Raw genomic sequence first — 23,094 nt, forward strand, 5'->3', positions numbered from 1 at the left:
CGTTACGTAACGGGTCAGACCCGTCGTGTAACGCTGCCGGCCACAGGCTCCGAAAGCGACGGCGAGCGCAGCGAGCGTTGGAGCGCTCCGGGTGGGCGGGCGGGATCAGAGGGGTTTGGTGATGTCCAGATACAGGCCGGCGAACATGAAGAAGAACAAGAAGGCGACCACGCCCATCGCAAGCGGCATCAGGCGCTCGACATCGGCGAAGTAGCGCTCTCGGCCGCCACGCATCGCCTCTCGGACCCGCTCGTACGTCGCGACCGCCGCGTGTCCGCCGTCGAGCGGGAGCAGGGGGAACATGTTGAACACGCCGACGAACACGTTGAGCACCGCCAGCAGCCAGAGCACCCCGTAGATCCCCTCGGTGTCGCCGACGTCGTCGGACACCGCCGTGACCCCGACGAGCGTCACCGGACGGGTCGTGAGGTCCTCGTTCGACCCGTCGAGGTGCGAGATCACGTTGACCGGATTGAGCGCCTTGAACACGCCCTGGACCGACTCCCACGCGACAGGAACGATGTCGGTGACCGCGTTGCCGGCGGCCGCGAACACGCCGTGCTCCTCGTAGATGAGCGGGCTGTACGGAGCGACTCCGATGTATGCCGTGCCGAACAGTTCGTCGTCCTCGGGCACGTCGGTTCGACTGCCGAGGCCGACGGGCACGACCTGCTCGACGCCGTCACGCTCGACCACGAAGTCGACGGTCTGTCCCGGCTCGAACGAGCGCACCACCGCGCCCAGATCGGCCGAATCGGTCAACGCGATGCCGCCGATCGACAGGATCCGATCGTCATCCTGGATCCCCGCCTGTTCCGCCGGTAGACCGTCGATCGCCTGGGCGACGTACACCTCGGGAACGACCTCGTCGGTCCGTTCGCCTTGGCCGACGTACACGACGAACAGCAGCGCGACGGCGATCAGCATGTGCATGATCGAGCCGGCCGAGATCACCAGCAGTCGCCGCGGATAGCTCTTCTGGCGATACGTGCGGCCCTCGTCCTCGGGAGCGACATCGGTGTCGATGCGGTGCATCCCGATGATCCGCACGAACGCTCCGACGGGGAGCAGCCGGACGCCGTATTCGGTCTCACCGCGACGGAAACTCCACAGGCGCGGACCCATGAACATGAAGAACTGGGTGACCTTCATGCCGGTCCACTTGGCGGTGAGGAAGTGCCCGGCCTCATGCAGGAAGATCGAGATCACCAGGCCGACGACGAAGATGAACCACCACACGCTGAGCGTGTAGAGCCACACGAACAACGCGGCGATGCCGGCCATGGCCAGCGCGCCCTTCCATCCGCCGGCGAGCTCGTCATCGGATGCTTCCTCGGCGGACCCACCCGCGACGATCTCACTGCGGAATCGGTCCGCGCGCGTCTGCGGATCGGGCGGTGGGAGGTGTTCGAGTTGGTTGGTCATGGTTGGTCGACGATCTCGTGGGCGATGCGTCGGGCGACCTGATCGGCTTCGATCACGTCGTCCACGCTCGTGGGGTTCACACCATCATGGCGCTCCAATACGTCAACGCAGACGTCAGCAATGGCATTCCATCGAACCTTTCCCGAAAGGAAAGCTTCGACCGCAACCTCGTTTGCTGCACTCAACCACGCGGGTGCGGTCCCGCCGGCCCGTCCGGCGTCGTAGGCGAGGTCGAGGCACCGGAACGTCGCGCGGTCGGGCGGCTCGAAATCCAGCGATCCGAGCGTCTCCCAGTCGATCCGTCCGAACGGCGTCGCGATCCGGTCGGGATATCCGAGGGCGTACCCGATCGGCAGGTGCATCGTCGGCATCGACAGTTGGGCGATCGTCGATCCGTCGCTGAACTCGACCATCGAGTGCACCACGGACTGCGGATGGACGACCACATCGATGTCGTCGTACGACGTTCCGTACAGTTCGTGGGCCTCGATCACCTCGAGTCCCTTGTTCATCAACGTGCTCGAATCGACCGTGATCTTCGGTCCCATGGCCCACGTCGGATGTTCGAGCGCGGACTCGACGGTGACCTCGGCGAGGTCGTCGGCGGATCGGCCGCGGAACGGTCCCCCGCTCGCGGTGAGCAGCAGCCGAGCGACCTCGCGTTCGGGTGCCGCCGACGAGCGCAGACACTGGTGCAGCGCGCAGTGCTCGCTGTCCACCGGGACGAGTTCGGCACCGGGTGTGGACCGCAGGGGCTGCACGACCGGTCCCGCCGCGATCAGGCTCTCCTTGTTCGCCAGCGCCAGCCGCTTGCCGGCCCGCAGTGTCTCGACGGTCACCGCGAGCCCCGCGAAACCGACCACCCCGTTGACCACCACGTCGGCGACCTCGACCAGGTCGGACGCGTCGTGCACCAGCGTCACTCCCGGTGCCTGTGCCGCAACCTCCTGCCGTGAGGCCTCGTCGGCCATTGCGACGACCTCGGGGCCCAGCTCCTCGATCTGTGCGAGCACCACGTCGACGGACGAGCCCGCGCTGAGTGCAGTGACCACGTACGAACCCGGTTCGCGCTCGTTCTCGGCTCGGATCACCTCGATGGTCTGGGTACCGATCGAGCCTGTCGAACCGGCGATCGCAACTCGGACCGTCATGTCGACATCGTCATTTCGACTCTCGTCGCAGCGTCAGCTCGGAGAGAACTCGGCGTACGGCGTCAGCACCAGGAAGAGGTAGTACACGCCGGGAAGTGTGAACAGGAACCCGTCGAACCGGTCGAGTACGCCACCGTGTCCGGTCACGATCGCACCGAAGTCCTTGACGTCGAGGTTGCGCTTGAACATCGACTCGGTGAGATCCCCGAGCGGGGCGAGAATCGAGATGACCAGGCCGAGGAACAGCAGGTCGCTCATCTGGGTCCAGGTGTCGAAGAAGTCTTGCGAAGCGATCACGACCATGGCCAGCATGGTGAGCACCGTTCCGCCGAGGAAGCCCTCGACCGACTTGGCCGGACTGATCCATGCCCGCAACGGCGTCTTCCCGAACGCAGATCCGAGGAAGTAGGCGCCGACATCGTTCGCCACGACCCCGATCGCCAGGATCACGAGCGTGTCGGTGCCCCATGGGGCTCCGTCCTCGTAGAAACCGGTCGAGATGTTCGAGAAGTCGAGCAGCATGCCGGCATACGCACCGAGCACGCCGATCCACACGACACCGAGGGTGGTGATCGCCATGTTCGGCATCGGTCCGGACTCGATCGACGACGCTCCGATGAAACCGAGCGCACCGGCGATGAACGCGAACGCGACGACCATCACGATGCCCTGATCGCCGACCCAGTACGCGGCGAGTGGGGCGGCAGCGATCGCCGTGACTCCCGGGGCCACTGCCGGCCGGTAGCCCTTCTCGGTGACCTTGCCGAAGTACTCGACCCCGGCGATGGTCAACAGCACGGTGACGAAGAGCAGGGCGCCGAGGGGACCCACGAAGCGGATCAGCGCGATGAAGACCGCCGCGAGTGCCACACCGGTGCCGATCGCGACCGGAAGGTTCCGATTGTCGGATGTCCCCACGGTCGCGCCCGAGTTCGGGGGCCGCTGGGGCGTGGATCCGCGACGCGCCGGGTTGGGGCGGCGCGGCATGCCGGACGGGTCGGTTCCGATGGTGATGCGCGGGGGTTCGCGCGGTGGGAGATCGGCGACGACGGCATCGTTGGTCGTGGTCGCACCCAGGCCCTCGTCGACCGCGGCGGGTTCTGGCGGAAGCGCCGGCTCGAGCGCATCGTCCTCCCAGCGCAGCTCACCGGTCGGATCCTCCGGCACGACCGCGTCGGGCACGGGCGCTTCGGGTACGGGCGCCGCGCCGGTGAGGGTGCCGGAAGGCTCATCGACCGAGTCGCCCTCTTTCCAGACGGGTGAGTCGGATGTGAAGGTCGACCACACGTCGAGGTCGTCGGAGTCGTCGGATTCGGCTTCGACCGCATCGATCTTGGGGATCTGTCCGGTTGCCGGCTCGCTCCAATGCGGGAGCGGACCGGTGGCATCGTCGGCGAAGCTCAAGCCGGTGTTCTCCCCGGTCACACCCGGGCCTGGTTGTGCCGGGCCGGGATCGTCGCCGAACAGCGGCCCTCCGAACTCCTCTTCGTCGAACTCGTCCATCGACGCTTCGAAACGGCCTGGACGGCGTCCACCCGTGCTCGGATCGGATTCGTCGTCGCCACGCCAGATGTCATCACTCATGTTCAGGTTCCTCCCGGTTCCGCTCGATGTCGATCAGACCTCGAGCAGTTCCTGTTCTTTCCGGCTCAGGGCCTCGTCGATGAGATCGACGTAGCCGGTCGTGGCCTTGTCGAGCTCCTTCTCCGCGCGTTCCAGATCGTCTTCGGAGACCTCTCCGTCCTTCTCCTCGGACTCCATCGCCTTGCGTGCGTCGCGGCGCATGCTGCGCAGCGAGATCCGGCCGTCCTCGGCCATGTTCCTGGCCACCTTGACGTATTCCCGGCGGCGATCCTCGGTCAACTGCGGGAGCGAGATCCGGATCGAGATGCCATCGTTGTTCGGGTTGACGCCGAGGTCACTCTCTCGGATCGCCTTCTCGATCGCTTCCAGCGAGTTGCGGTCGTGGGGCTTGATCAACAACTGCCGAGCCTCGGGGACCGAGATCGAGGCCAACTGCTGCAGTGGCACCTGCGCCCCGTAGTACTCGATCGTGATGCGGTCGACGAGGGACGGCGTCGCCCGGCCGGTACGTACGGTCGCGAACTGCGAACGCGTGTGCTCCACCGCCTTCTCCATCTTCTCCATCGTCTCGAGCAGTGTGTCTTCGATCACGCCGCCACAGTAGCGGCTATCTACTCCCGTACGAGGGTGCCCTCCGGGCCTCCTTGCACGATGCTCTCCAACGATCCCGACTTGGACATGTCGAAAACGATGATCGGAATCCCGTTCTCACGGCAGAACGCGATGGCGGTGGAATCCATCACGCGCAGGTCCTTGGTCATCACCTCCATGTACGACACCTCGTCGTACTTGGTCGCGTTCGACTCAGTGCGGGGATCGGCGCTGTAGATCCCGTCGACTCCTGAATGCGTTCCCTTGATCAGCGCATCGGCCTCGATCTCGGCAGCACGCAGCGCCGCCGCGGTGTCGGTGGTGAAGAACGGGTTCCCGGTACCGGCGGCGAAGATCACCACACGGCCCTTCTCCAGATGGCGAACGGCCCGACGCCGGATGTACGCCTCGGCGATCCGTGGCATCTCGATCGCCGACTGCACGCGGGTTTCCTGACCCTGGCGCTCCAACGCGTCCTGGAGCGCGAGCGCGTTCATGACGGTTCCGAGCATGCCGATGTGGTCGGACTGTGTCGCGTCCATCCCGGTGAGCGACCCCTGTCGACCCCGCCAGAAGTTGCCGCCGCCGACCACCACCGCGACGTCGACACCGAGGTTCTGACGGAGGTTGATGATCTCGGCCGCCGTGGCATCGAGCGTCGCTCCGTCCAGACCCGAACCGGAATCACCAGCCAGTGCCTCCCCGGATGGCTTGAAGACGATCCGTTTGAAGCTCGGACGTGGATTGTCGGTCATGCGTTCCTCCGTATCGACCGTGCCGGGACGCGAAACGGCCCCGGTGACCGTACCTGACGGTCACCGGGGCCGGAAATCTCGACCGGGATTCTGCCGAGATCAGCCGATCTCGACCTGAGCGAATCCGACGATCGTGGCCGAGCCGATGAACTGGCTGACCGACTGCTTGTCGTCCTTGGCATAGGGCTGATCGAGCAATGCGACGTCCTTGAAGAACCCTCCGATGCGGCCTTCGACGATCTTGTCGATCGCCTGTTCGGGCTTGCCCTCGTTGATCGTGATCTGGCGGAGCGTCTCGCGCTCGGCGTCGAGCACGTCCTCGGGGACGTCGGTGCGGGCCAGGTACTGCGGTCGTGCGAAGGCGATGTGCACGGCGATGTCGTGAGCGAGCTCGGCCGAGCCGCCCTCGATCTCGACGAGCACCGCGTTGACGCCACGGCCACCCTGGTTGTGCTGGTAGTGACCGAGGTCATTGCCCTCGGCGGCCTCGATGCGCCGGACGCCACCGAGACCGATGTTCTCCTTGAGGGTGACCTTCAGCTCCTCGAGCTCGCTCGAACGGTCGGCGACCGCGTCGACGCCCTTGGCGGCGACGATCTCGGCGAGGGCCTGTGCCTCGTCCTTGAACTGATCGGACCCGGCAACGAAGTCGGTTTCGCTCTTCAGCTCGACGATGGCGCCGACGTTGCCGTCGAGATGCAGAGCGACGACACCCTGGTTGGCGTCACGATCTTCGCGCTTGGCGCTGGCCGCGAGGCCCTTTTCCCGGAGCCAGGTCTTGGCTGCCTCGATGTCGCCGTCGTTCTCCTGGAGTGCCTTCTTGCAGTCCATCATGCCGGCGCCGGAGGAGTCGCGAAGCGCCTTGACGTCTTGTGCAGTGAATGCCATCGATGTTCAGTCTTTCGTGTCGCTGGGGGTGTCAGGGGTGGAGTCGGCCGTGGCCGATTCGAGGCTGTCGTCGGTCGACGCGGGGGTCTCCGGAACCGGCTCGGTCGTCGGCTGCTCGGTGTTCTCGGCGGCGCCGGTGCTCTCGGTCGGGACGGATTCGGGCGTGCGATCGGCGTCCGAGGCGGCAGCCGACTGATCCTTGGCGGCGTTCAAGCGGGCGTCGCGGTCGGCCTGAGCCTGAGCGGCGGCGTCGCGAGCGGCCTTCTGCGCGGTCTCGAACGCAGCGACTTCTTCGGGCGACTTCTCGACGGCGGGCTCGGGGGCCGGGTTGCGCTTCTGGGCGATGAACCGGCCCTCGGCCACGGCATCGGCGATGACGCGTGCGAAGAGACTGTTGGCGCGGATGGCGTCGTCGTTGCCCGGGATCGGGTAGTCGACGATCTCGGGGTTGACGTTGGTGTCGACCACGGCGACGACGGGAATGCCGAGCTTCTTCGCTTCGGTGACCGCGATGTGCTCCTTGAGGGTGTCGAGCACGAAGATCGCGTCGGGAGCCTTCTTCAGGTCGCGGAGGCCGCCGAGGTTCTTCTGCAGCTTCGTGAGCTCGCGGTTGAGGAGCAGGGCCTCCTTCTTGATCATGACGTCGGTCTCGCCGGAGGCGACCATGCGCTCGTACTCGAGCATCTTGGAGACGCGCTTGGAGATCGTCTCGAAGTTCGTGAGCATTCCGCCGAGCCAACGCTCGTTCACGTACGGCATGCCGCACTTGTCGGCGTAGCTCTTGACGGGGTCCTGAGCCTGCTTCTTGGTGCCGACGAAGAGGATCGTTCCGCCTCCGGCGACGAGGTCACGGACATATCCGTAGGCCTGCTCGACTCGGGGCAGCGTCTGCTGCAGATCGATGATGTAGATGCCGTTGCGCTCTCCGAAGATGAAACGCTTCATCTTCGGGTTCCACCGGCGGGTCTGGTGACCGAAGTGTGCTCCGGCCTCCAACATCTGACGCATGCTGATGACAGCCATGTCCGTACTCCTTGTTGCGGTTGTCCGCCCCGGTCGGCGCCCGTGGGCGACCGCTGTTGACCGAAACGGCAGTGAGTTGATCGACGTACCGGTCGGCACGCCGACCGAACACGCTATCGGGCGGGGACCCGACTCGCGAAGGGACGCGTCGATTCACAGCTCCACCGAGCCGGCGGCGCAGGGCGTGGGGCGGTGCCATCGGTGGGTACGAGGCGAGGGCGCCCGACGAGCCGGCCGAGATACGGCATCGGGTCGATGTAGCGGTCGCCTTCGCGCAGCCCGAAGTAGAAGCTCGTCGTGGCGCTCCCGATGGTCGTGCCGGCGAGCACGACGTCACCGGTGCCGGGACCAGCGGCGCTCAGTCGGCCGTACGTCGCGCGCCATCCGTTGGCGTGACGCACAACGACGTAACGGGTCCCGGCGATCTCGCCGGACCACGTGACGGTTCCGGACTCGACCGCGGACACGCTCGTCCGTCCGCCGATCCGATACTCGATGCCCCGGTTCCCGGCGCAGTACGGACACGGTGGTTCCCGGAACGGGTCGGCGACCACTCCATCGACGGGTGGCCGCCAGCACGGTCGGGCCTGCGCCGACGACCCGGCGACCAGTGACCCGGCGACGCCGACGATGATGATGAACAGGACGCGACGCAACATGCTTCCTCCGAACGAAGTGGTGGTGTCGGCGGACGCCAGGAGCGTCGAGAGAGGCGCGGCGGGTCAAGCGCGCGGATGGGCGTCGCGGTACGCGGCCGACAATCGCTCGCGGCTGACGTGGGTGTAGCGCTGGGTGGTGGCCACGTCGGAGTGCCCCAGGAGTTCCTGCACCGCCCGCAGGTCGGCCCCACCGTCGAGCAGGTGAGTCGCGAAACTGTGCCGCAGCGCGTGCGGATGCGTCGGCACGGGCGATCGACGATCGATGATCCGGCGAACGTCGCGGGGCGTGAGCGGCTTGCCACGCTCGTTCGCGAAGAGGATGTCACCGTGCTCGGGACCGACGACGTCCGTTCGGGTTCCCAGCCACGTACGCAACGCGACGACCGCCGGTTCGCTCAGCGGCACCCGACGTTCTTTCGAGCCCTTTCCCCACACCGTCGCCGCCTGCTGGTCGAGCGACAGGGCACGGGTCGTGAGGGAGCAGAGCTCGCTCACCCTGAGCCCTGATCCGTAGAGCACCTCGAGCACGGCGTCGTCGCGGTGTCGGCGCCATTCCGGTTCGGGCTCGCCGTTCTCGGCGACGGTGTCGAGCAATCCGTCCAACTCACCGCGGTCGAGGACGCGAGGAAGGCGCCCCTCCCCTGCCGGAACGGACACGCCGACCGTGGGATCCACCGTGGTTCGGCCGTGCGCGATCCTCCAACCGTAATAACGGCGCAGCGTGGCGGTCTTGCGCGCCATCGTGCGCCGAGCGAACTTTCGGGTGGTCAAATACGCCAGATAGCGCCGGATCGTCCGTCGATCGACAGCGTCGGGATCGATCACGTCGCTCCGCTCACACCATTCCGCGAAGCCGCGCATGTCGGATGAGTAGGAGGAAACCGTGTTGGCGGACAACGAGGTCAACGAATCGGCGAATTCGTCGATCGACCATCCCTCCATCTCGACGATGGTACGGGTGGCGGACCTCCGGACCGGGGATGAAGCGATGAGGATCATTCGGCCAGCTCCGCGTACTCGTCCACCTCTTCGAACCATCCGCCGGACTCGCCGAGCCAACCACTGCGTTCGAGGCGGGCGAGCGCCATCGCGGCGTGAGCGAGCTCCCAATCGAGCGCGATGGCCACCGACTCGACGCTCTGCGGTTCCGACCGGCACAGATCCATGACCACCGCCTCGTCGCCGCGCGGTAGTGCCCGAGCGTCGAACCGCCGACGACCGGCGCGCCGATGGTCGAGGCCGAGCGCGACCAGCAGCGTGTCGGTCGAGGCGACGGGTGTCGCTCCGTCCTCGAGCAGTCGATTGGTGCCGACAGATGATCGCTGGTCGATCGGCCCGGGTACGGCGAACACGTCGACGCCGCGCTCGGCGGCCTCGCGAGCGGTGATCAGGCTCCCTCCCCGCTCTCGGCTCTCGACCACGACCACCAGTTCGGACAGCGCCGCCAGGATTCGATTGCGCTGCGGAAAGCGGAATGGCTCCGGGCGGGTACCGGGCGGCCACTCGGAGAGGACGACACCCGCTTCTGCGACCTGCATCCAGAGCGAACGATGCTGGCGCGGGTACGGCTGGTCGTGGCCATTGGCGACGACGGCGATCGGCGGAGCACCGTCGGCGGCAAGCGCCCCGCGGTGTGCGGCGCCATCGACTCCGAGTGCCAGGCCCGACACGACACGCACGCCTGCGGTCGCGAGCTCGCTGCCGAACCGGGCGGCGCTCTGCGCACCACGCCGCGTGGGGTTGCGCGTGCCGACGATCCCGACCCGCCGACCGTCGAGCACGTCCGGGTCGCCCTGCGCGAACAACACGGCCGGGCGGCGCGGATCGCACATCAGCTGCGGCGGCCACTCCGCGTCCTCGGGAACCAGCACCCGGACACCGAGGTCGGCGCACCGCGCCTCCATCGCACCGGGGTCGATCGCGGCGGCCGACGCCTTCCACCGCGCACCGAGGTCCTTCGAACGGCGAAAGATGCCGGCCACCGGAGCAGATGGAGCCGCGCAACCCGACGCCATGGCGTACGCCTCGATCGGTGCACGACCCGACAGCAGCGCGACCAGCCTCGACGTGGTCATGTGATCGAATCCCGCGAGGGCTGCGAGGTGCGCCCGGTTCTCGGCGTCCATCACGCCGCGACCGTTCCCGCACGGAGCGGTCCGATACTCGCCCGCATGTCGAGTGCCAGCGTGATCGCCTCTTCCCCGATCACGTCCGGTGGGTCGTCATCGAGGTCCGCGATCGTGCGCGCCACGCGTCGAATTCGGTGGTAGCCGCGCCCGCTCAATCGTCCCTTGTCCATCTCGAAGCGGAGTACCGCCAACGCGTCGGGAGCCAGCGGCGCGACGCTGTCCAATTCGAGCGGTGACAGGTCTGCATTCACCGCACCCTGGCGCTGCTCTGCTCGCCACCGTGCCGCTCGGACCCGTTCGGCCACCACGGCGGTCGATTCGCCGCGCTCCCCGCTGAGCAGGTCATCGACGTCCGGGCGGTGAACACGCACCCGTAGGTCGAACCGGTCGAGCAAGGGACCGGAGACGCGTCCCGCGTATCGGGCGACGCGCGCCTCCCCACAGTCACACCCGCCGGGGCGGCCGCCCTCACCGCAGGGACACGGGTTCATCGCGGCGACCAGCTGGAATCTCGACGGGATCGTCGTGTGATGCGCCGCCCGACTGACGCGCACCTCGCCCTCCTCGAGAGGCTGGCGAATGGTGTCGATCACACGCGGGTGATACTCGGGCAGCTCGTCCATGAAGAGGATTCCGCAGTGCGCGATGGAAATCTCTCCCGGACGCAGACTGTGCGACCCTCCACCGACGATCGACGCCTCCGAACTCGTGTGGTGTGGCGACCGGTAGGGCGGGTGTGTCACCAGGCCGCCGGGCGGCAGCGGAATCCCCGCTGCCGAATGGATCATCGTGACCTCGAGTGCCTGCTCACGGTCGAGGTCCGGCAGCAGCCCCGGCAACCGCGCCGCGAGCATCGTCTTGCCCGACCCCGGAGGCCCGACGAACAGGCAGTGATGGCCACCTGCCGCAGCGATCTCCAGCGCGCGCCGGGCCAGCGGCTGTCCGACGACGTCGGCCAGATCCGGGTGCGGGCCGTCATCGGAGTCGGCCACGGTCAGATCGTGATCGGGCCACGGCGCTCGTTCCTCGCCGAGCACCGCGATCAATTCCCGCAGGTGGGCAACGGGTCGGACCTGTCCCTCACAGACGATCCATGCCTCGTGCCCGTTCGCCACCGGAACCACCAGTTCTCCGGCGGTCGACACACCCGCCATCGGAGCAACACCCGGTACCGCGCGGGTCGACCCGTCCAATCCGAGTTCGCCGATGAAGGCCATGTCGTGCACCGCGTCGAGAGGGATCTGCTCCGACGCGACCAGCACGCCGATTGCGATCGCCAGATCGAGGCCGGATCCCGACTTGCGCTGCTGAGACGGTGCCAGATTGACCGTGATCTTGTCGTTCGGCCACTTGGCCTCCGACGACATGACCGCTGCCCGAACTCGATCCCGCGACTCACGGATCGACTCGTCGGGCAGACCGACCACGTGAAAGCCCGGCAGACCGGAGCCGACGTGAACCTCGACGGTGACCGGGTGACCGCGTGCGCCCAGGATGACCGCTGACGGGATGGCTGCGAACATGGTGCCTCCAAGATCTCTTGCGATGGATCCAGGAGGGGTGACCAGCGACCCCACGACGCTTCGACGATCACTCTACGCCGGGGGTACCCCAGAGTGACCCACCTCGTCCCTCCCGGTCCGAATCCTCCGTTCTCGTCGCGCTTCGACCCGGGAGGCGGGCAGATGCGCGACGAGAACCATGCAAGCGACGGGCCCGCGCAGCTCAACCAGACCGTCCTGCGTTCTCGTCGCGATTCCACCCGGGAGGCGGGCAGATACGCGACGAGAACGGCAGGGGCAGCCGGTCGAAGCGCGTCGAGCGGCCATCGTGACGTCCGGTCTCCCGACGCAGCTGGCATGATCGTCCGGTGCGGACGCATCCCCTCGCCGTGTCAGTCGTTTCGACCCTGCTGCTCACCGTCATGTCCTCCTGCGGAGACGATTCCGCGGGCGACGCAGGGCGCTTCTGTGGTGAGGTCGAGGCCAACAGCGAGGCGTTGTTCACTCCCGAGATCGAGTCCGCGAGCGACATCGGGCCGCTGCTCGACCTGTACCGCAGGATCGGCGCATTCGCGCCGCTGGCGATCGAGGCCGACTGGGATCAATTGATCCTCAACTACGAAACCGCCAACACCGTCGTCGTCGACGACGAGGAATCGGTGCAGGCCGCGACCGCTCAGGCGTACCAGTCCGAGAAATCGGCGGCGGCGGTCAAGGTGTGGTTGCAGGAGAACTGCGCCGTCGACATCGGGCCGGTGGCCACGATCGTCGCGCAGAACGGCTGATCAGCGGCTCAGAGGATCTCGCCGCGACGCAAGATCACCGAGTCGCAGAGGCCGTATTCCTTGGCCTCCTCCGCGGTGAACCAGCGGTCCCGCTCGGAGTCGGCCTGGATCTGCTCGAGGTCCTTGCCGGAGTGGAACGCGATCAGTTCTGCCATGCGCTTCTTCGTGTAGCGAAGCTGTTCGGCCTGGATCTGGATGTCGGACGCCTGGCCGCGCAGACCCGCGAGCGGCTGGTGCATCATGACGCGAGCGTTCGGGAGCACGTAGCGCTTGCCGTCGGCCCCGGCCGTGAGCAGGAACTGGCCCATCGAGGCAGCGAGGCCCAAGCAGACGGTGGCGACGTCGCATCCGACGAATTGCATCGTGTCGTAGATCGCCATGCCGGCCGTGACCGACCCGCCGGGGCTGTTGATGTACAACCAGATGTCGGCGTTCGGATCTTCGCCCTCGAGGTACAGCAGTTGCGCACAGATCTGGTTCGCGATGTCGTCGTTCACGTCGGATCCGAGCATCACGACACGATTCTTGAGCAGTCGGTCGAAGACGGCGGACCGAGGATCGAAACCGGCCTCCAATCCGAGCGGAGTGGGCAGCGTGTCGGGCCGATTGTCAGAGGTCGTCTCGGGCATGGCGACATGCTACCGGTCACCGTTTCGGACTACGGTTCGGCGCCATGACGGTGACGGCCTCATTCGAACCCGAGCAGGTCGTTGCGACGCCGGGCGACACGTCGTCGCTCTCACTCCACCTGCAGAACACGGGATCCGACGAAACGACCGTGACGCTGAAGCGCACCGGTGACCTCGTGGACCACATCGGCCTGGCGTCGGAATCCGTGCGCCTCGAACCCGGCGAACACTTCGAGGTGCCGGTCATCATCGACCCGCTCGAGCGAGTCACCGCCGGCACCCACAGCTGCACCGTCGAGGTGACGGAAGGCGAATCCACCACGACCGCATCCGCGTCGATCGACGTCGCCAGCGTCACCGGGTGGACGGCGACACTCCAACCGGTCCGTTCGCTCGGCGCCGCCAAGGGTCGCCACAAGATCGCGATCGACAACGTGGGGAACGCCCCGGTTTCGATCGACCTGATGGCCACGAGCGACTCGACCGTCGCGACGGAGTTCGCCACATCGAGCGTGACGATCGAGGCCCACAGTTCCACCCGGGTGGCGATGCGGGTCGTTCCCGAGCACCTCTTCTGGAATGGCGCCACGATCGAGCATCCGGTCACGGTCACGGTCATCGGTGGCGGCGATCAGGTCGTCCTCGAGGGCATCTACGAGCAGGGACCTCGACTTCGCCCCTGGACCGCACCGGCGCTCGCCGGGATGCTCGGAGCACTGCTGATCGGTCTGCTCGCGTGGTTCGTCATCTTCAAACCCGCGGTCGAGGACATCGCCGAGGAGCAGGCCGAACAGCTCGATCAGGAACAGCAGGCGGTTCTCGACGAACGGGTCGATGAGATCCAGGCTGCTGCCGACGAGGCGAGCCGCCTTCCGCTGGGCAACCCGACCGACCTGCGGATGGATGTCACGGCGACGGCCGCGACGACGTCGTCGGAGGCGTTCGACTTCGACAAGGAAGGCAACGGCCGCGTGCTGTCGATCACCGACGTGATCTTCCAGAACCCGACCGGTGCCGTCGGACGCGTCGAGTTGCTGCGCGACGATCAGGTGCTGCTCGATCAGGAAATGGCGAACTTCCGCGATCTCGACTTCCACCTCGTCGCACCGTTGCGCGTCGACAGCGAGAGCACGATCGCTCTCCGACTGACCTGCGAGGAGCCGGGCCCGGGAACCTCGGAGTGCGAGGCAGCGGCCACGATCATCGGCTTCGTCGACGATCTCTGACCCGATCACCCCGGAGGGTCAGTTCAACCGGCGACGTTCGGGCCGACACCATCGAGCACGGCCGGTCCTCGACGCGTGGTCGCCGAGGTGACCAGCATCGAGGTGGTGACGTCGTCGGGGCGACCGTCGGCTGCGACGACGGTGGCGATCATCGACCCGGTCCGCGCCGTCGCTGGGACCACGACCGGAACGTCGAAGGCCCCCTGAGCGTCGACCTCGACGTCACGGACGCTGCCCGCCCATTCCAGTTCGACGCTCACACCGGGTTGGAACCCGCTGCCCGTCACCGTGACGACCTGACCCGTCGTGGCGGTGACCGGCCACACCGTCAGCTGTGGGTCGATGTCGGCGCCGGTGACCGCCGCCGAAACCTCCGCACCGTTCGCGAGCGTGGCAACCAACTGGGCCACCACCGGACCGTCGGCCCCGATCGTGTAGCCGACCGTGACGCGACATCGTCCCTGCGGCTGCAGTCGAGCGTCGGTGCACGTGGTGGACACGATCTCGAACGCGACGGCTTCGACGGGTTCACGCCGCACGCCGAGAATCTCCACCGCATCGCTCGACGAGTTCACGATCTCCATCACCGTGATCAGTTGGCCGCTGTCGGCGTCTGCATCAGCGAGCGTGAACGTGTAGGAGGCGGGCTCGAACGCAACACCCGCTGCCGAAGGTGGCGACGACGACGACGATGAGGACGAGGAAGACGGGGAGTACGGAGGTGACGGGGAGTACGGCGGGTAGTAGGGCGGGAAGTACGGAGGACGCGAACCCGAACTGCTCGACGATCCCCCATTGCTCGGCGGTACGTAGGGAGGAGTCGTCGACGTCGTTGGCGTCGTCGGCGTCGGCGTCGGCGTCGGCGTCGTCGGCGTCGTCGGCGTCGGGTTCGTCGTTGTCGGAGTCGTCGAGACCCCTCGAACGTCGACGGTGTGCGGCACCGGGAAGATCCCGATCGGGGTCAAGGTCACCCTGCCACCGGTCTGGGCGCTCGCCGAATCGGCGAAGGAGACCTCGACGGTGCACGACGATTCCGGTCGGACGACCGGCGCGCAATCCTCGCTGATGATCGTGAGCGATCCGGATGCGGTGATCGATGCGACGCCCACACTCGCCGGACCGTTGTTCGTGAACGTGAGCTGCGCCGTCAGCGGCGCGGCCGCTGACGGAGGAGCGACCTCGTACGACCCGGCTTCGAACGAAGCGTCGGCCGGCAGGTCAGAGATCTCGATGTCGCCGGCCAACGCACTGTCGGTGGCGACGACGGCTCCGAACCGATCGATCGCCGGACCCGACGCTGTCGGCGCGGTCGGAGCGGTCAGGGCGATGGTGCCGGTCTCCGAGAACGGCGTGGTGCCGTCGCCCGTCCAGGTTGTGATCCGAACCTCCGAACCGGACTCGTAGACGACATGATTTCCGTCCCCGCTGATCTGCGGACGGGTGCCGTTGTGGAGGACGATCGGGGCGGTCGACCCTGATCGCACCGCAACGGTCGAGGAGGCTGCCACCATCGCGTACGCGACGATCGTGCCGTCGCCGGACACGCTCGGGTGGTGCGCGGACTTGCTGACCTCGGTGGGCGCACCTCCGGCCGAATCGCTGCGATACACGGACAACGAGTCGAGACTCGCCGGGTCCGCTCCCGCGGCGAACACCACGACCGACCCGTCGTCGGATACGTCGACGATCGACCCGAAACGAGCCGTCGGGACAGGTGCCGCGATCGCGCTCTGCGTGTAGCTGTCCCCGGATCGATCGAAACGCAGCACTTCGACACCGCTGCTGACGACGATCGTGTCGCCGTTCTGCGACAGAGCGGGCCGACCGAGCGGGCCGAACGCCAGATCCGACGCGATCTCGATGGGGTCGCCACCGCCGCAGCGGTCGGCGACGACGACCCGCCACGTCTGCACTTGTGCTTGGGCCACTGGCGTTCGGAAGCCAGCCGGTTGAGCATCCTCCGTGTTGGTCGTGGCAGCCTCCGTCGTGGCAGCCTCCGTCGTGACGGCCTCCGTGGTGGTGGGGTCCGCGGTCGTGGGCGCCGTCGTGGCACTCGTCGTCGCCGTCGTCGTCGGAGTCGTGGTGGGTACGGTCGTCGAACTGGTGGTCGGAGGGGTCACGACCGTGGCCGCCGGCCAGGCGAGGGTGCACCCGTCGCCGCTGATACCGACCGAGGTCGCGCCCTCGGACCCGGAAATGGCCGCGGTCATGGACGCTGCACGATCGTGGACCGTCACGCCATTCGTTCCGTTCGCGGCCTTCGTGATGAACGCGGTCACGATGCCGTCGTCGGACACGACTGGAGCGAGATCACCACCCGCGTTCGGAATCGCGACTCGGGGCGATGGCACCGGCGCGCCGGACGCGGGGAACGGGCCGATGGCGATCGCCGCGGTGAGCGCGAGCGCGCTCGCCACACCGATGCGTGTCCACCGTTCCACCATGACACCGACGATACTCCCCGCCCCGCCTCGGCAGGATCGGAACCCCGGGATCTGCCGGCGAACCGGTCAGCGCTCCACGCCGCTCATGACGACCGCGACGTTCGACGATGCATCGAATCCGGGCGTCGGGGCGGACTGGACCTCGAGGAGACCGGCGAGCCCTGCCGACCCCGTCGGGCTGACGTCGAGTCCCGACCGACGAGCCAGCTCGTGCGCAGCAACGATGTTCGCCTCCGAGGCGACGATCGAGCTTCCGCCAGATGCGTTGACCGCATCGAGGACGCCGAGCCAGTCGTAGGTTTCATCGTCGAGGATGCCGTCGGCGAGCGACGTCGGATCCGTCCACGGCGTCATGATCCGGCCCCACGCCTGCGCCGGATCGTCGACTCCGGTCGCGCGACGCAGGCCCCGGTCGAGTGGAGCACAACCTTCTGCTTGCACCGCGCACATCGGGACCGATTCTCCCAGCGCCGAGCCGAGACATGCAGCGAGCGCTCCTCCGCCGACCTGGACGAAGATGGCGTCGAGCGCTCCCGGTCCGGCCGGATCGACCATCTGTGCGCCGATTTCCCAGCCGATGGTGCGGCCACCGTCGAGACACAGTGCATTCTCGGGGCCCTGCACGGTGAAGGGGACGGAACCACCCGCCACGGCCTCACGAAAGCGCAGCATCGCGGGATCACCGGGCGGGTCGTCGTCGCGCCGGGGACAACGGTGGATCGTCGCACCCAACGAATCCAGACGGTCACCGAAGCCGTCGCTCATCCACGTCGGCACGAAGACGTCGATCGGCCACCGCGCAGCGCGCGCCAGCGTCGCCGCGGCCAGCGCCGCATTCCCACACGACGCGATCGCGAGTCGAGGTCGTTCGGGGAGGTGACCCAGCAGCTCCATCGCCCGCAGGTGCAACAAGATCGTGAACAGGTGTCGCGCTTTCTGGCTGCCCCCGACCCCACCGGTTTCATCCTTCACCCACACGCCACCATCGGCGGAGAATCCCAGCTCGTCCGAGACGACCGGGCACCGCGTGAACGGCGTGACCACGAACCCCGTCCCGTCGACCGATCGCACCGCGTCGTCCAGTTCACGGACCAACGCCTGCCGGGCATCGTCGGTCATCCCGAGTGCCGAGGCCGTCGCCGCCCACGCCAGGCGCGAGTCGTTCTCGACGAACGGATGACCAGCGACGTTCATCGCCGGAGCGGGCCGTTCCGTGGCGACATCGGCCTGGAGCACGTGGTGGCGGTCGGTCAAGGTCGAACGCGGGCATCTCCAGGGACGCGGATCGGTGATCGGAACACGAGTTCCACAGACGCGGCACCGCCAACCCATGACGGCGTGTTCGATCGCCACGGTCAGCGCTCGGCGACGACGCGCCCGTTGAAGTCGTCGATCATGTCGTCCCACACGCCGACGTAGCGTCGCAAGCCGCTCCAGAAGTCCTGGTGACGACGAGCCTCGAACAGCTCGAACGGTGTTCCCTGCTGCTCGACCCAGGTGTAGTAGCCGAGGTTGAAGATCCGTCGCCGGTCGGCTTCGGTGCAGTCGATCATGTTGTCGGTGTCGACGTTCGCGAGGTGCTCGCCGTACGCCTCGGCTGCATCGGCCGGGGTGAACTCGCCACCGAATCGGGTCGACAGGAGCTTCGCCCGCTCGCTCGGGTACAGCGCGGCACCATCAGTCGCCACCGTGATGAGGGCGTCGTCGGGCCCGAGGTCGAGCATCTTGGCCGTCTTGATCGCGGCCAGGGTGTTGCAGATCGCGGAGAACCCGAAGTGTTCGAGTTGGGCGACGATCCCCTCCGGAACCCCCTTCTTCGCCAGATGGGCACGGCCGGCCTCGGAGTTGAACACGAGGTCGAGTTCGTCGGTCGCCTTGTCGGAGATCGCGACGACGACATCGGTGTTCGTGACGTTGTGGATCAGCGGGATGTGCTTGTCGCCGATGCCCTGGATGTTGTGCTCGCCGTAGCCGTTCTCGAGCATCGTCGGGCATTCGAGCGCTTCCACTGCAACCGTCTTCGCGCCGTACTCCTCCTTGAGCCGGTCACCCGCCGCGATCGTCCCGGCCGAACCTGTCGCGCTGGTGAACGCGGCAAGTCGCAGGTCCCGACCGGAGTCGGCGCGGACCTGTTCGAACACGTGGCCGAGCGCCCGTCCGGTGACGGTGTAGTGGCCGAGATGGTTCCCGAACTCGGAGAACTGATTGAGGATGAAGTTGCCGGGATCCTTCGCGAGTTCGTTGCACGCGTCGTAGATCTCCTTGACGTTCGACTCGGTGCCGAACGTCTTGATCACGTCTTCCTCCGGATTCGCGCACCACGTGTCGAGCCAGTCGAAACGCTCCTGGCTCATTCCTTCGGGAAGAATCGCCACTCCGCGACTCGCCATGATCTTGCTGATCGCGATCCCACCGCGCGCGTAGTTGCCGGTCGAGGGCCACACGGCGCGGTGCACGGTCGGATCGAACTGTCCGGTGACGATTCGGGGAGCGAGGCACGAATAGGCCGCGAGCACCTTGTGCGCCGTGATCATCGGGAATCGGTCGCCGAAGACCACGATGATCGGCGATGGAACTCCGGTGAGCTCTGGTGGGAGAACGACGTGGTCGGGCACCTGCACCCGGTTCCCGCTCAGGTCGTTGTACCAATGGACCCTCCACAGGTTGCGGGCGTCGGGGCCCTGGGGGTCGGCGTCGCCGACACGCTCGGCGTGGTCGAAGGTCGTCGGATCCGCGAGCTGGCCGAAGGTGGGCAAGGTGATCCCCTGCTCGGCGAATCGTCGCACGCTGTTCGCCAGAGCGACCTCGTCGACGATTCGATCGGCCAATCCGAACTGGTTCTCGAGGGCGGCCGAGTTGGTGTCGGATGGTGCATCGATGGCGGTCACCTGAACATTCTGTCAAGTGGCGCTGCACTCCACCACCATCATCAGGCACGACGTCGGCCGATCCTCGACACCGGAAGTAGGTTGACGGCATGAGCGATTGGGCAGCTGGTCTCTTGGCCATCATCGTCGGGGTGGTGTTCTGCTACCAGGGGTTCATCGCGATGCGGATCGTGATCGCGTTCTGGGGTGCGCTGGCCGGCTTCGCCCTGGGCGGGAGCATCGGGGCCGACGACGGAGGCTTTCTGTCCAACGCTCTGTCATGGACCCTGGCCATCGTGCTTGCGGTTGTGTTCGCCTTGCTCGCCTACCTGTACTACGCGGTGTCGATCGCCATCGCGATGGGCTGGATCGGGTTCACGCTCGGTGCGAGCGCGCTCGTTGCTCTGGGTGTCACATGGTCCTGGTTGATCGTGCTGTCCGGCCTTGCGCTCGGCGCCGTGCTCGCGTTCATCGCGATCGCCGCCGACCTCCCGATGGTGCTCCTGGTCCTGCTCAGCGCCGCGGCCGGCGCCAGTGCGATCGTCGGCGGGATCATGCTCCTTACCGGCGCACTCGACTCGGATCAGATCACGCGCTCGGCCAGCGTCACCGAGGAACTCAACGACGACTGGTACTGGTACGTCGCCTGGTTCGCCGCGGCGATCACCGGCATCATCGCCCAGATCAGGGCCGCCGATCGCATGAGCGGCACTCTCCGCGCCAACTGGGACGCCGCTCCCGCCCGCGCCTGACCACGAGTACCCATTCGGCGTTCCGGACCCGACGGAGCTGCTTGGGTACTGTCGGCGGGATGGCAGAGCTGTTCCTCGGTGGATCGATCGACCCCGCCACGCACGAGCGCACCGGTCCGGGCGGAGCCGATTCGACGGATCACCTCACGGTGGACACCGGTGACCTGACGACCCACGGGGTGATCGTCGGCATGACCGGTTCCGGCAAGACGGGTCTCGGGGTGATCGCGATCGAGGAAGCGTTGCGCGCTGGTCTGCCCGTCATCGCGATCGACCCGAAGGGCGACCTGACGAACCTCTGCCTCACGTTCCCCGACCTCGCTCCGAGCGACTTCCGTCCGTGGATCGACGAAGCCCAGGCGAAGAATGCCGAGGCGACGCCTGACGTGTTCGCCGCGGACCAGGCAGCGCTGTGGACGAAGGGTTTGGCGGGCTGGGGCCTCGCCGGTCGCGACATCGGCGAGCTGCGCGCCGGGACCGACTTCTCGATCTACACGCCGGGCTCGGAGTCCGGGATTCCGCTCAACATCGTCGGCTCACTCCAGGTTCCCGCCGACATGTCCGACGCCGAGATCGTCGGCGACGAGATCGAGGGCTACGTCACCGGCCTCCTCGGCCTCGTGGGCATCGAGGCAGACCCGCTGTCGAGCCGCGAGCACATCCTGCTCTCGAATCTCATCCATCATTCGTGGTCCGAGGGACGAGCACTCGACCTGATGACGCTGGTCGGAATGGTCGCCACTCCCCCGATCCGCAAGCTCGGCGTGTTCGAACTCGACCAGTTCTTCCCAGAATCGGATCGGATGAAGCTCGCGATGCAACTCAACGGATTGCTCGCGTCACCATCGTTCGCGGCGTGGGCGACCGGACCGCCGATCGACATCGACTCGATGCTGTTCACGCCGGATGGGCAACCCCGCTGCGCGATCGTCACCACCGCCCATCTGTCCGACGACGAGCGCCAGTTCGTCACGTCGCTCATCCTGTCGAAGGTCGTCACCTGGATGCGTCGGCAGTCCGGCACGACCGATCTCCGCGCGATGGTCTACATGGACGAGGTCGCCGGGTACCTCCCGCCCACCGCGAACCCTCCGACGAAGAAGCCGATCATGCTGCTGATGAAGCAGGCGCGCGCATTCGGCGTCGGTGTCGTGCTGTCCACACAGAACCCGGTCGACATCGACTACAAGGCGATCTCGAACGCAGGCACGTGGATGATCGGACGTTTGCAGACCGATCAAGACAAGGCACGGCTGCTCGACGGCATGAGCTCGGCAGCAGGCGGTGTCGATGTCGGTGCGATCGGCGACACGATCTCCGGCCTCGGCAAACGCGAGTTCGTCCTCCGCCGCGTCGGCACGGACCAGCCGGAGGTGTTCACGACGCGCTGGGCGATGTCCTACCTCCGCGGCCCGATGACCCGTGACCAGATCGCGGAACTGATGGACGAGGACCGCACGACTGCTGCGACCGAGTCGGCACCCGACCCGAGCAGTGGGCTCGTGAATCAGCCGACTCCCGTGCCCGGAACACCACCGGCCCCACCGGTCGTGGCCGATGACGAGAGCGCCGTGATGCCCGACGTGGCCGACGGGACCGCCGTGCGTTGGGCGGACGTGGCCGCACCCTGGCTCGCCGAGGTCGGTGGCGATCCTCGCGGCACGAAACTCGCGGCGGCCGCCGTTGCGCGGGTGCAACTGCGCTACGACGAGACGAAGGCCGACCTCGTCCACGACGACGAGTTCGAGTGCGTCGTGTTCCCGCTCGGCGAGCAGATCGACGCCTCGCTGATGACGAAGGTCGACTACGACGACCGCGACCTCCGTACCGACGCACCAGCGACGGAGACGGCGTCGGTGTACCGCCTGAGCGATGCCAAGCTCGTGAACAAGACGTACTGGACGTCGCTCGACAAGGCCATTCGCGACGAACTCGTCCGGACATCCGAGCTGGAGATCGGCGCGAACACCGAGCTGAAGCTGTATGGCCGCCCGGGCGAGGACATCGAGGCGTTCCGGGTCCGATGCCGTCAGGAAGCGGAGTCGCGCGCCGATGAGGAGATCGCCGAGCTGCGCGACAAGTACGAGTCGAAGGCGAACAAGATCCGAGACCGGGCCGCTGCCCAGGAGGATCGCATCGACGTCCTCGAGGCGCAGTCGACCAGCAAACGGAACTCCGAGTTGCTGTCGACCGCCGGATCGGTGCTCGGGGGGCTCCTCGGTGGGAAGAAGTCGTCCGGCGGATTGCTGGGCGGGTTGCTCGGCGAGGCGGGCACCGCGGCCCGTCGGCGGGGCATGTCGAGTGCCGCCAGCCGACGTGTCGACGAGGCCGAGAACAAGCTCGATCGGCTGCTGGCCGAGCTCGAAGAGCTCGAGGCCGAACTCGCCGACGACGTGTCCGAGATCAGCAGAAAATGGAATGAAGCCGCGGAGGACACCGCCGTGATCTCGGTGGGCTTGGAAGGAAACGACGTGAAGGTCGTCCAGCTGTCGCTCACGTGGATTCCGGTCACCTGACGCGACCGGGACGCCTGTGCCGACGGTGGGACTCGAACCCACACTGACGGCCACCTAAAGGCCGTGCCTCTGCCAATTGGGCTACGTCGGCGCGCCGTCAGGGTACGTCACCCGCGGGCGAATCCTCGGCGACGACAGCGTTGCGGGGCAGCGGCGTCCTAGCCTTCG

The 23,094-nt window shown here is 67.0% G+C and carries 19 protein-coding genes and 1 tRNA gene; 4 read left to right on the forward strand and 16 right to left on the reverse strand.

All coding sequences use genetic code 11. The features are described 5' to 3' along the window. Positions 1–105: 105 nt before the first annotated feature. The 11 genes from ON45_RS09135 to ON45_RS09185 all read right to left on the reverse strand — a co-directional run bounded on the left by ON45_RS09135 (position 106) and on the right by ON45_RS09185 (position 11,728). The gene (locus tag ON45_RS09135) at positions 106–1,425 is read right to left on the reverse strand and encodes a M50 family metallopeptidase (protein ID WP_040493349.1); all 1,320 of its coding nucleotides are present in this window, start codon (positions 1,423–1,425) and stop codon (positions 106–108) included. Next, positions 1,422–2,576 (reverse strand): 1-deoxy-D-xylulose-5-phosphate reductoisomerase, encoded by a 1,155-nt coding sequence (gene dxr / locus ON45_RS09140; RefSeq protein ID WP_040493350.1) that lies wholly within the window; start codon positions 2,574–2,576, stop codon positions 1,422–1,424. Before dxr ends, ON45_RS09135 begins: the two co-directional genes overlap by 4 nt. A gap of 33 nt (positions 2,577–2,609) precedes the next feature. Then, a complete protein-coding gene (locus ON45_RS09145; protein ID WP_040493351.1) occupies positions 2,610–4,160 on the reverse strand; it encodes a phosphatidate cytidylyltransferase in 1,551 nt (516 codons plus the stop codon). A gap of 33 nt (positions 4,161–4,193) precedes the next feature. Continuing rightward, entirely contained in the window at positions 4,194–4,751 is a 558-nt protein-coding gene (frr, locus tag ON45_RS09150) for a ribosome recycling factor (protein ID WP_040493352.1), read from the reverse strand. Between the two features lie 20 nt (positions 4,752–4,771). Beyond that, positions 4,772–5,506 (reverse strand): UMP kinase, encoded by a 735-nt coding sequence (gene pyrH / locus ON45_RS09155; RefSeq protein WP_040493353.1) that lies wholly within the window; start codon positions 5,504–5,506, stop codon positions 4,772–4,774. Positions 5,507–5,605: 99 nt separating this feature from the next. Beyond that, a complete protein-coding gene (gene tsf, locus ON45_RS09160) occupies positions 5,606–6,394 on the reverse strand; it encodes a translation elongation factor Ts (protein WP_040493354.1) in 789 nt (262 codons plus the stop codon). Positions 6,395–6,400: 6 nt separating this feature from the next. Continuing rightward, complete coding sequence (rpsB, locus tag ON45_RS09165; protein WP_040493355.1) at positions 6,401–7,417, reverse strand: 30S ribosomal protein S2; 1,017 nt, start codon at positions 7,415–7,417, stop codon at positions 6,401–6,403. Positions 7,418–7,530: 113 nt separating this feature from the next. Further along, complete coding sequence (locus ON45_RS09170; protein WP_040493356.1) at positions 7,531–8,076, reverse strand: murein hydrolase activator EnvC family protein; 546 nt, start codon at positions 8,074–8,076, stop codon at positions 7,531–7,533. Positions 8,077–8,139: 63 nt separating this feature from the next. Further along, positions 8,140–9,018, reverse strand: coding sequence for a tyrosine-type recombinase/integrase (locus tag ON45_RS09175; RefSeq protein WP_040493373.1), 879 nt, complete (start codon positions 9,016–9,018; stop codon positions 8,140–8,142). 53 nt (positions 9,019–9,071) lie between these two features. Next, positions 9,072–10,202 (reverse strand): DNA-processing protein DprA, encoded by a 1,131-nt coding sequence (gene dprA / locus ON45_RS21330; protein ID WP_051062792.1) that lies wholly within the window; start codon positions 10,200–10,202, stop codon positions 9,072–9,074. Continuing rightward, the gene (locus ON45_RS09185; protein ID WP_040493357.1) at positions 10,202–11,728 is read right to left on the reverse strand and encodes a YifB family Mg chelatase-like AAA ATPase; all 1,527 of its coding nucleotides are present in this window, start codon (positions 11,726–11,728) and stop codon (positions 10,202–10,204) included. Before ON45_RS09185 ends, dprA begins: the two co-directional genes overlap by 1 nt. 368 nt (positions 11,729–12,096) lie before the next feature. On the opposite strand from ON45_RS09185, the gene ON45_RS09190 reads away from it, so the two are divergent. Then, positions 12,097–12,492: a hypothetical protein gene (locus ON45_RS09190; RefSeq protein WP_148288601.1), complete on the forward strand. Its 396-nt coding sequence runs from the start codon at positions 12,097–12,099 to the stop codon at positions 12,490–12,492. Between the two features lie 8 nt (positions 12,493–12,500). Here ON45_RS09190 and ON45_RS09195 read toward each other — a convergent pair whose 3' ends face one another. Beyond that, a complete protein-coding gene (locus ON45_RS09195; protein WP_040493359.1) occupies positions 12,501–13,121 on the reverse strand; it encodes an ATP-dependent Clp protease proteolytic subunit in 621 nt (206 codons plus the stop codon). A gap of 44 nt (positions 13,122–13,165) precedes the next feature. Here ON45_RS09195 and ON45_RS09200 point away from each other — a divergent pair, with 44 nt between their 5' ends. Further along, complete coding sequence (locus ON45_RS09200) at positions 13,166–14,347, forward strand: COG1470 family protein (protein ID WP_040493360.1); 1,182 nt, start codon at positions 13,166–13,168, stop codon at positions 14,345–14,347. 23 nt (positions 14,348–14,370) lie between these two features. Here ON45_RS09200 and ON45_RS23045 read toward each other — a convergent pair whose 3' ends face one another. The 3 genes from ON45_RS23045 to ON45_RS09215 form a co-directional block, all read right to left on the reverse strand. Continuing rightward, a complete protein-coding gene (locus ON45_RS23045; RefSeq protein WP_040493361.1) occupies positions 14,371–16,791 on the reverse strand; it encodes a TolB family protein in 2,421 nt (806 codons plus the stop codon). 66 nt (positions 16,792–16,857) lie between these two features. After that, positions 16,858–18,045 carry a PLP-dependent lyase/thiolase gene (locus tag ON45_RS09210; RefSeq protein WP_158412309.1) on the reverse strand — a complete coding sequence of 396 codons (1,188 nt, stop codon included), beginning with the start codon at positions 18,043–18,045 and terminating at the stop codon, positions 16,858–16,860. A gap of 101 nt (positions 18,046–18,146) precedes the next feature. Beyond that, the gene (locus ON45_RS09215) at positions 18,147–19,679 is read right to left on the reverse strand and encodes a pyridoxal-phosphate dependent enzyme (RefSeq protein WP_083914663.1); all 1,533 of its coding nucleotides are present in this window, start codon (positions 19,677–19,679) and stop codon (positions 18,147–18,149) included. An 89-nt stretch (positions 19,680–19,768) separates the two neighbouring features. On the opposite strand from ON45_RS09215, the gene ON45_RS09220 reads away from it, so the two are divergent. Together ON45_RS09220 and ON45_RS09225 are read left to right on the forward strand one after the other, a co-directional pair. Next, the gene (locus ON45_RS09220) at positions 19,769–20,410 is read left to right on the forward strand and encodes a hypothetical protein (RefSeq protein WP_040493363.1); all 642 of its coding nucleotides are present in this window, start codon (positions 19,769–19,771) and stop codon (positions 20,408–20,410) included. Positions 20,411–20,469: 59 nt separating this feature from the next. After that, positions 20,470–22,926 (forward strand): ATP-binding protein, encoded by a 2,457-nt coding sequence (locus ON45_RS09225; protein ID WP_051062793.1) that lies wholly within the window; start codon positions 20,470–20,472, stop codon positions 22,924–22,926. Between the two features lie 17 nt (positions 22,927–22,943). Here the strand turns inward: ON45_RS09225 and ON45_RS09230 are convergent. Next, positions 22,944–23,017 (reverse strand) — tRNA-Leu (locus ON45_RS09230). Positions 23,018–23,094: the final 77 nt, after the last annotated feature.

Source organism: Ilumatobacter nonamiensis YM16-303, from assembly GCF_000350145.1.
GTDB lineage: Bacteria > Actinomycetota > Acidimicrobiia > Acidimicrobiales > Ilumatobacteraceae > Ilumatobacter_A > Ilumatobacter_A nonamiensis.

Bases quoted from the DNA above. Each gene is read 5' to 3' on its own strand.
- ON45_RS09135 (WP_040493349.1), bottom strand. From the start codon at position 1,425: ATGACCAACCAACTCGAACACCTCCCACCGCCCGATCCGCAGACGCGC.
- dxr (WP_040493350.1), bottom strand. From the start codon at position 2,576: ATGACGGTCCGAGTTGCGATCGCCGGTTCGACAGGCTCGATCGGTACC.
- ON45_RS09145 (WP_040493351.1), bottom strand. From the start codon at position 4,160: ATGAGTGATGACATCTGGCGTGGCGACGACGAATCCGATCCGAGCACG.
- pyrH (WP_040493353.1), bottom strand. From the start codon at position 5,506: ATGACCGACAATCCACGTCCGAGCTTCAAACGGATCGTCTTCAAGCCA.
- tsf (WP_040493354.1), bottom strand. From the start codon at position 6,394: ATGGCATTCACTGCACAAGACGTCAAGGCGCTTCGCGACTCCTCCGGC.
- rpsB (WP_040493355.1), bottom strand. From the start codon at position 7,417: ATGGCTGTCATCAGCATGCGTCAGATGTTGGAGGCCGGAGCACACTTC.
- ON45_RS09170 (WP_040493356.1), bottom strand. From the start codon at position 8,076: ATGTTGCGTCGCGTCCTGTTCATCATCATCGTCGGCGTCGCCGGGTCA.
- ON45_RS09175 (WP_040493373.1), bottom strand. From the start codon at position 9,018: ATGGAGGGATGGTCGATCGACGAATTCGCCGATTCGTTGACCTCGTTG.
- dprA (WP_051062792.1), bottom strand. From the start codon at position 10,202: ATGGACGCCGAGAACCGGGCGCACCTCGCAGCCCTCGCGGGATTCGAT.
- ON45_RS09185 (WP_040493357.1), bottom strand. From the start codon at position 11,728: ATGTTCGCAGCCATCCCGTCAGCGGTCATCCTGGGCGCACGCGGTCAC.
- ON45_RS09195 (WP_040493359.1), bottom strand. From the start codon at position 13,121: ATGCCCGAGACGACCTCTGACAATCGGCCCGACACGCTGCCCACTCCG.
- ON45_RS09200 (WP_040493360.1), top strand. From the start codon at position 13,166: ATGACGGTGACGGCCTCATTCGAACCCGAGCAGGTCGTTGCGACGCCG.
- ON45_RS23045 (WP_040493361.1), bottom strand. From the start codon at position 16,791: ATGGTGGAACGGTGGACACGCATCGGTGTGGCGAGCGCGCTCGCGCTC.
- ON45_RS09220 (WP_040493363.1), top strand. From the start codon at position 19,769: ATGAGCGATTGGGCAGCTGGTCTCTTGGCCATCATCGTCGGGGTGGTG.
- ON45_RS09225 (WP_051062793.1), top strand. From the start codon at position 20,470: ATGGCAGAGCTGTTCCTCGGTGGATCGATCGACCCCGCCACGCACGAG.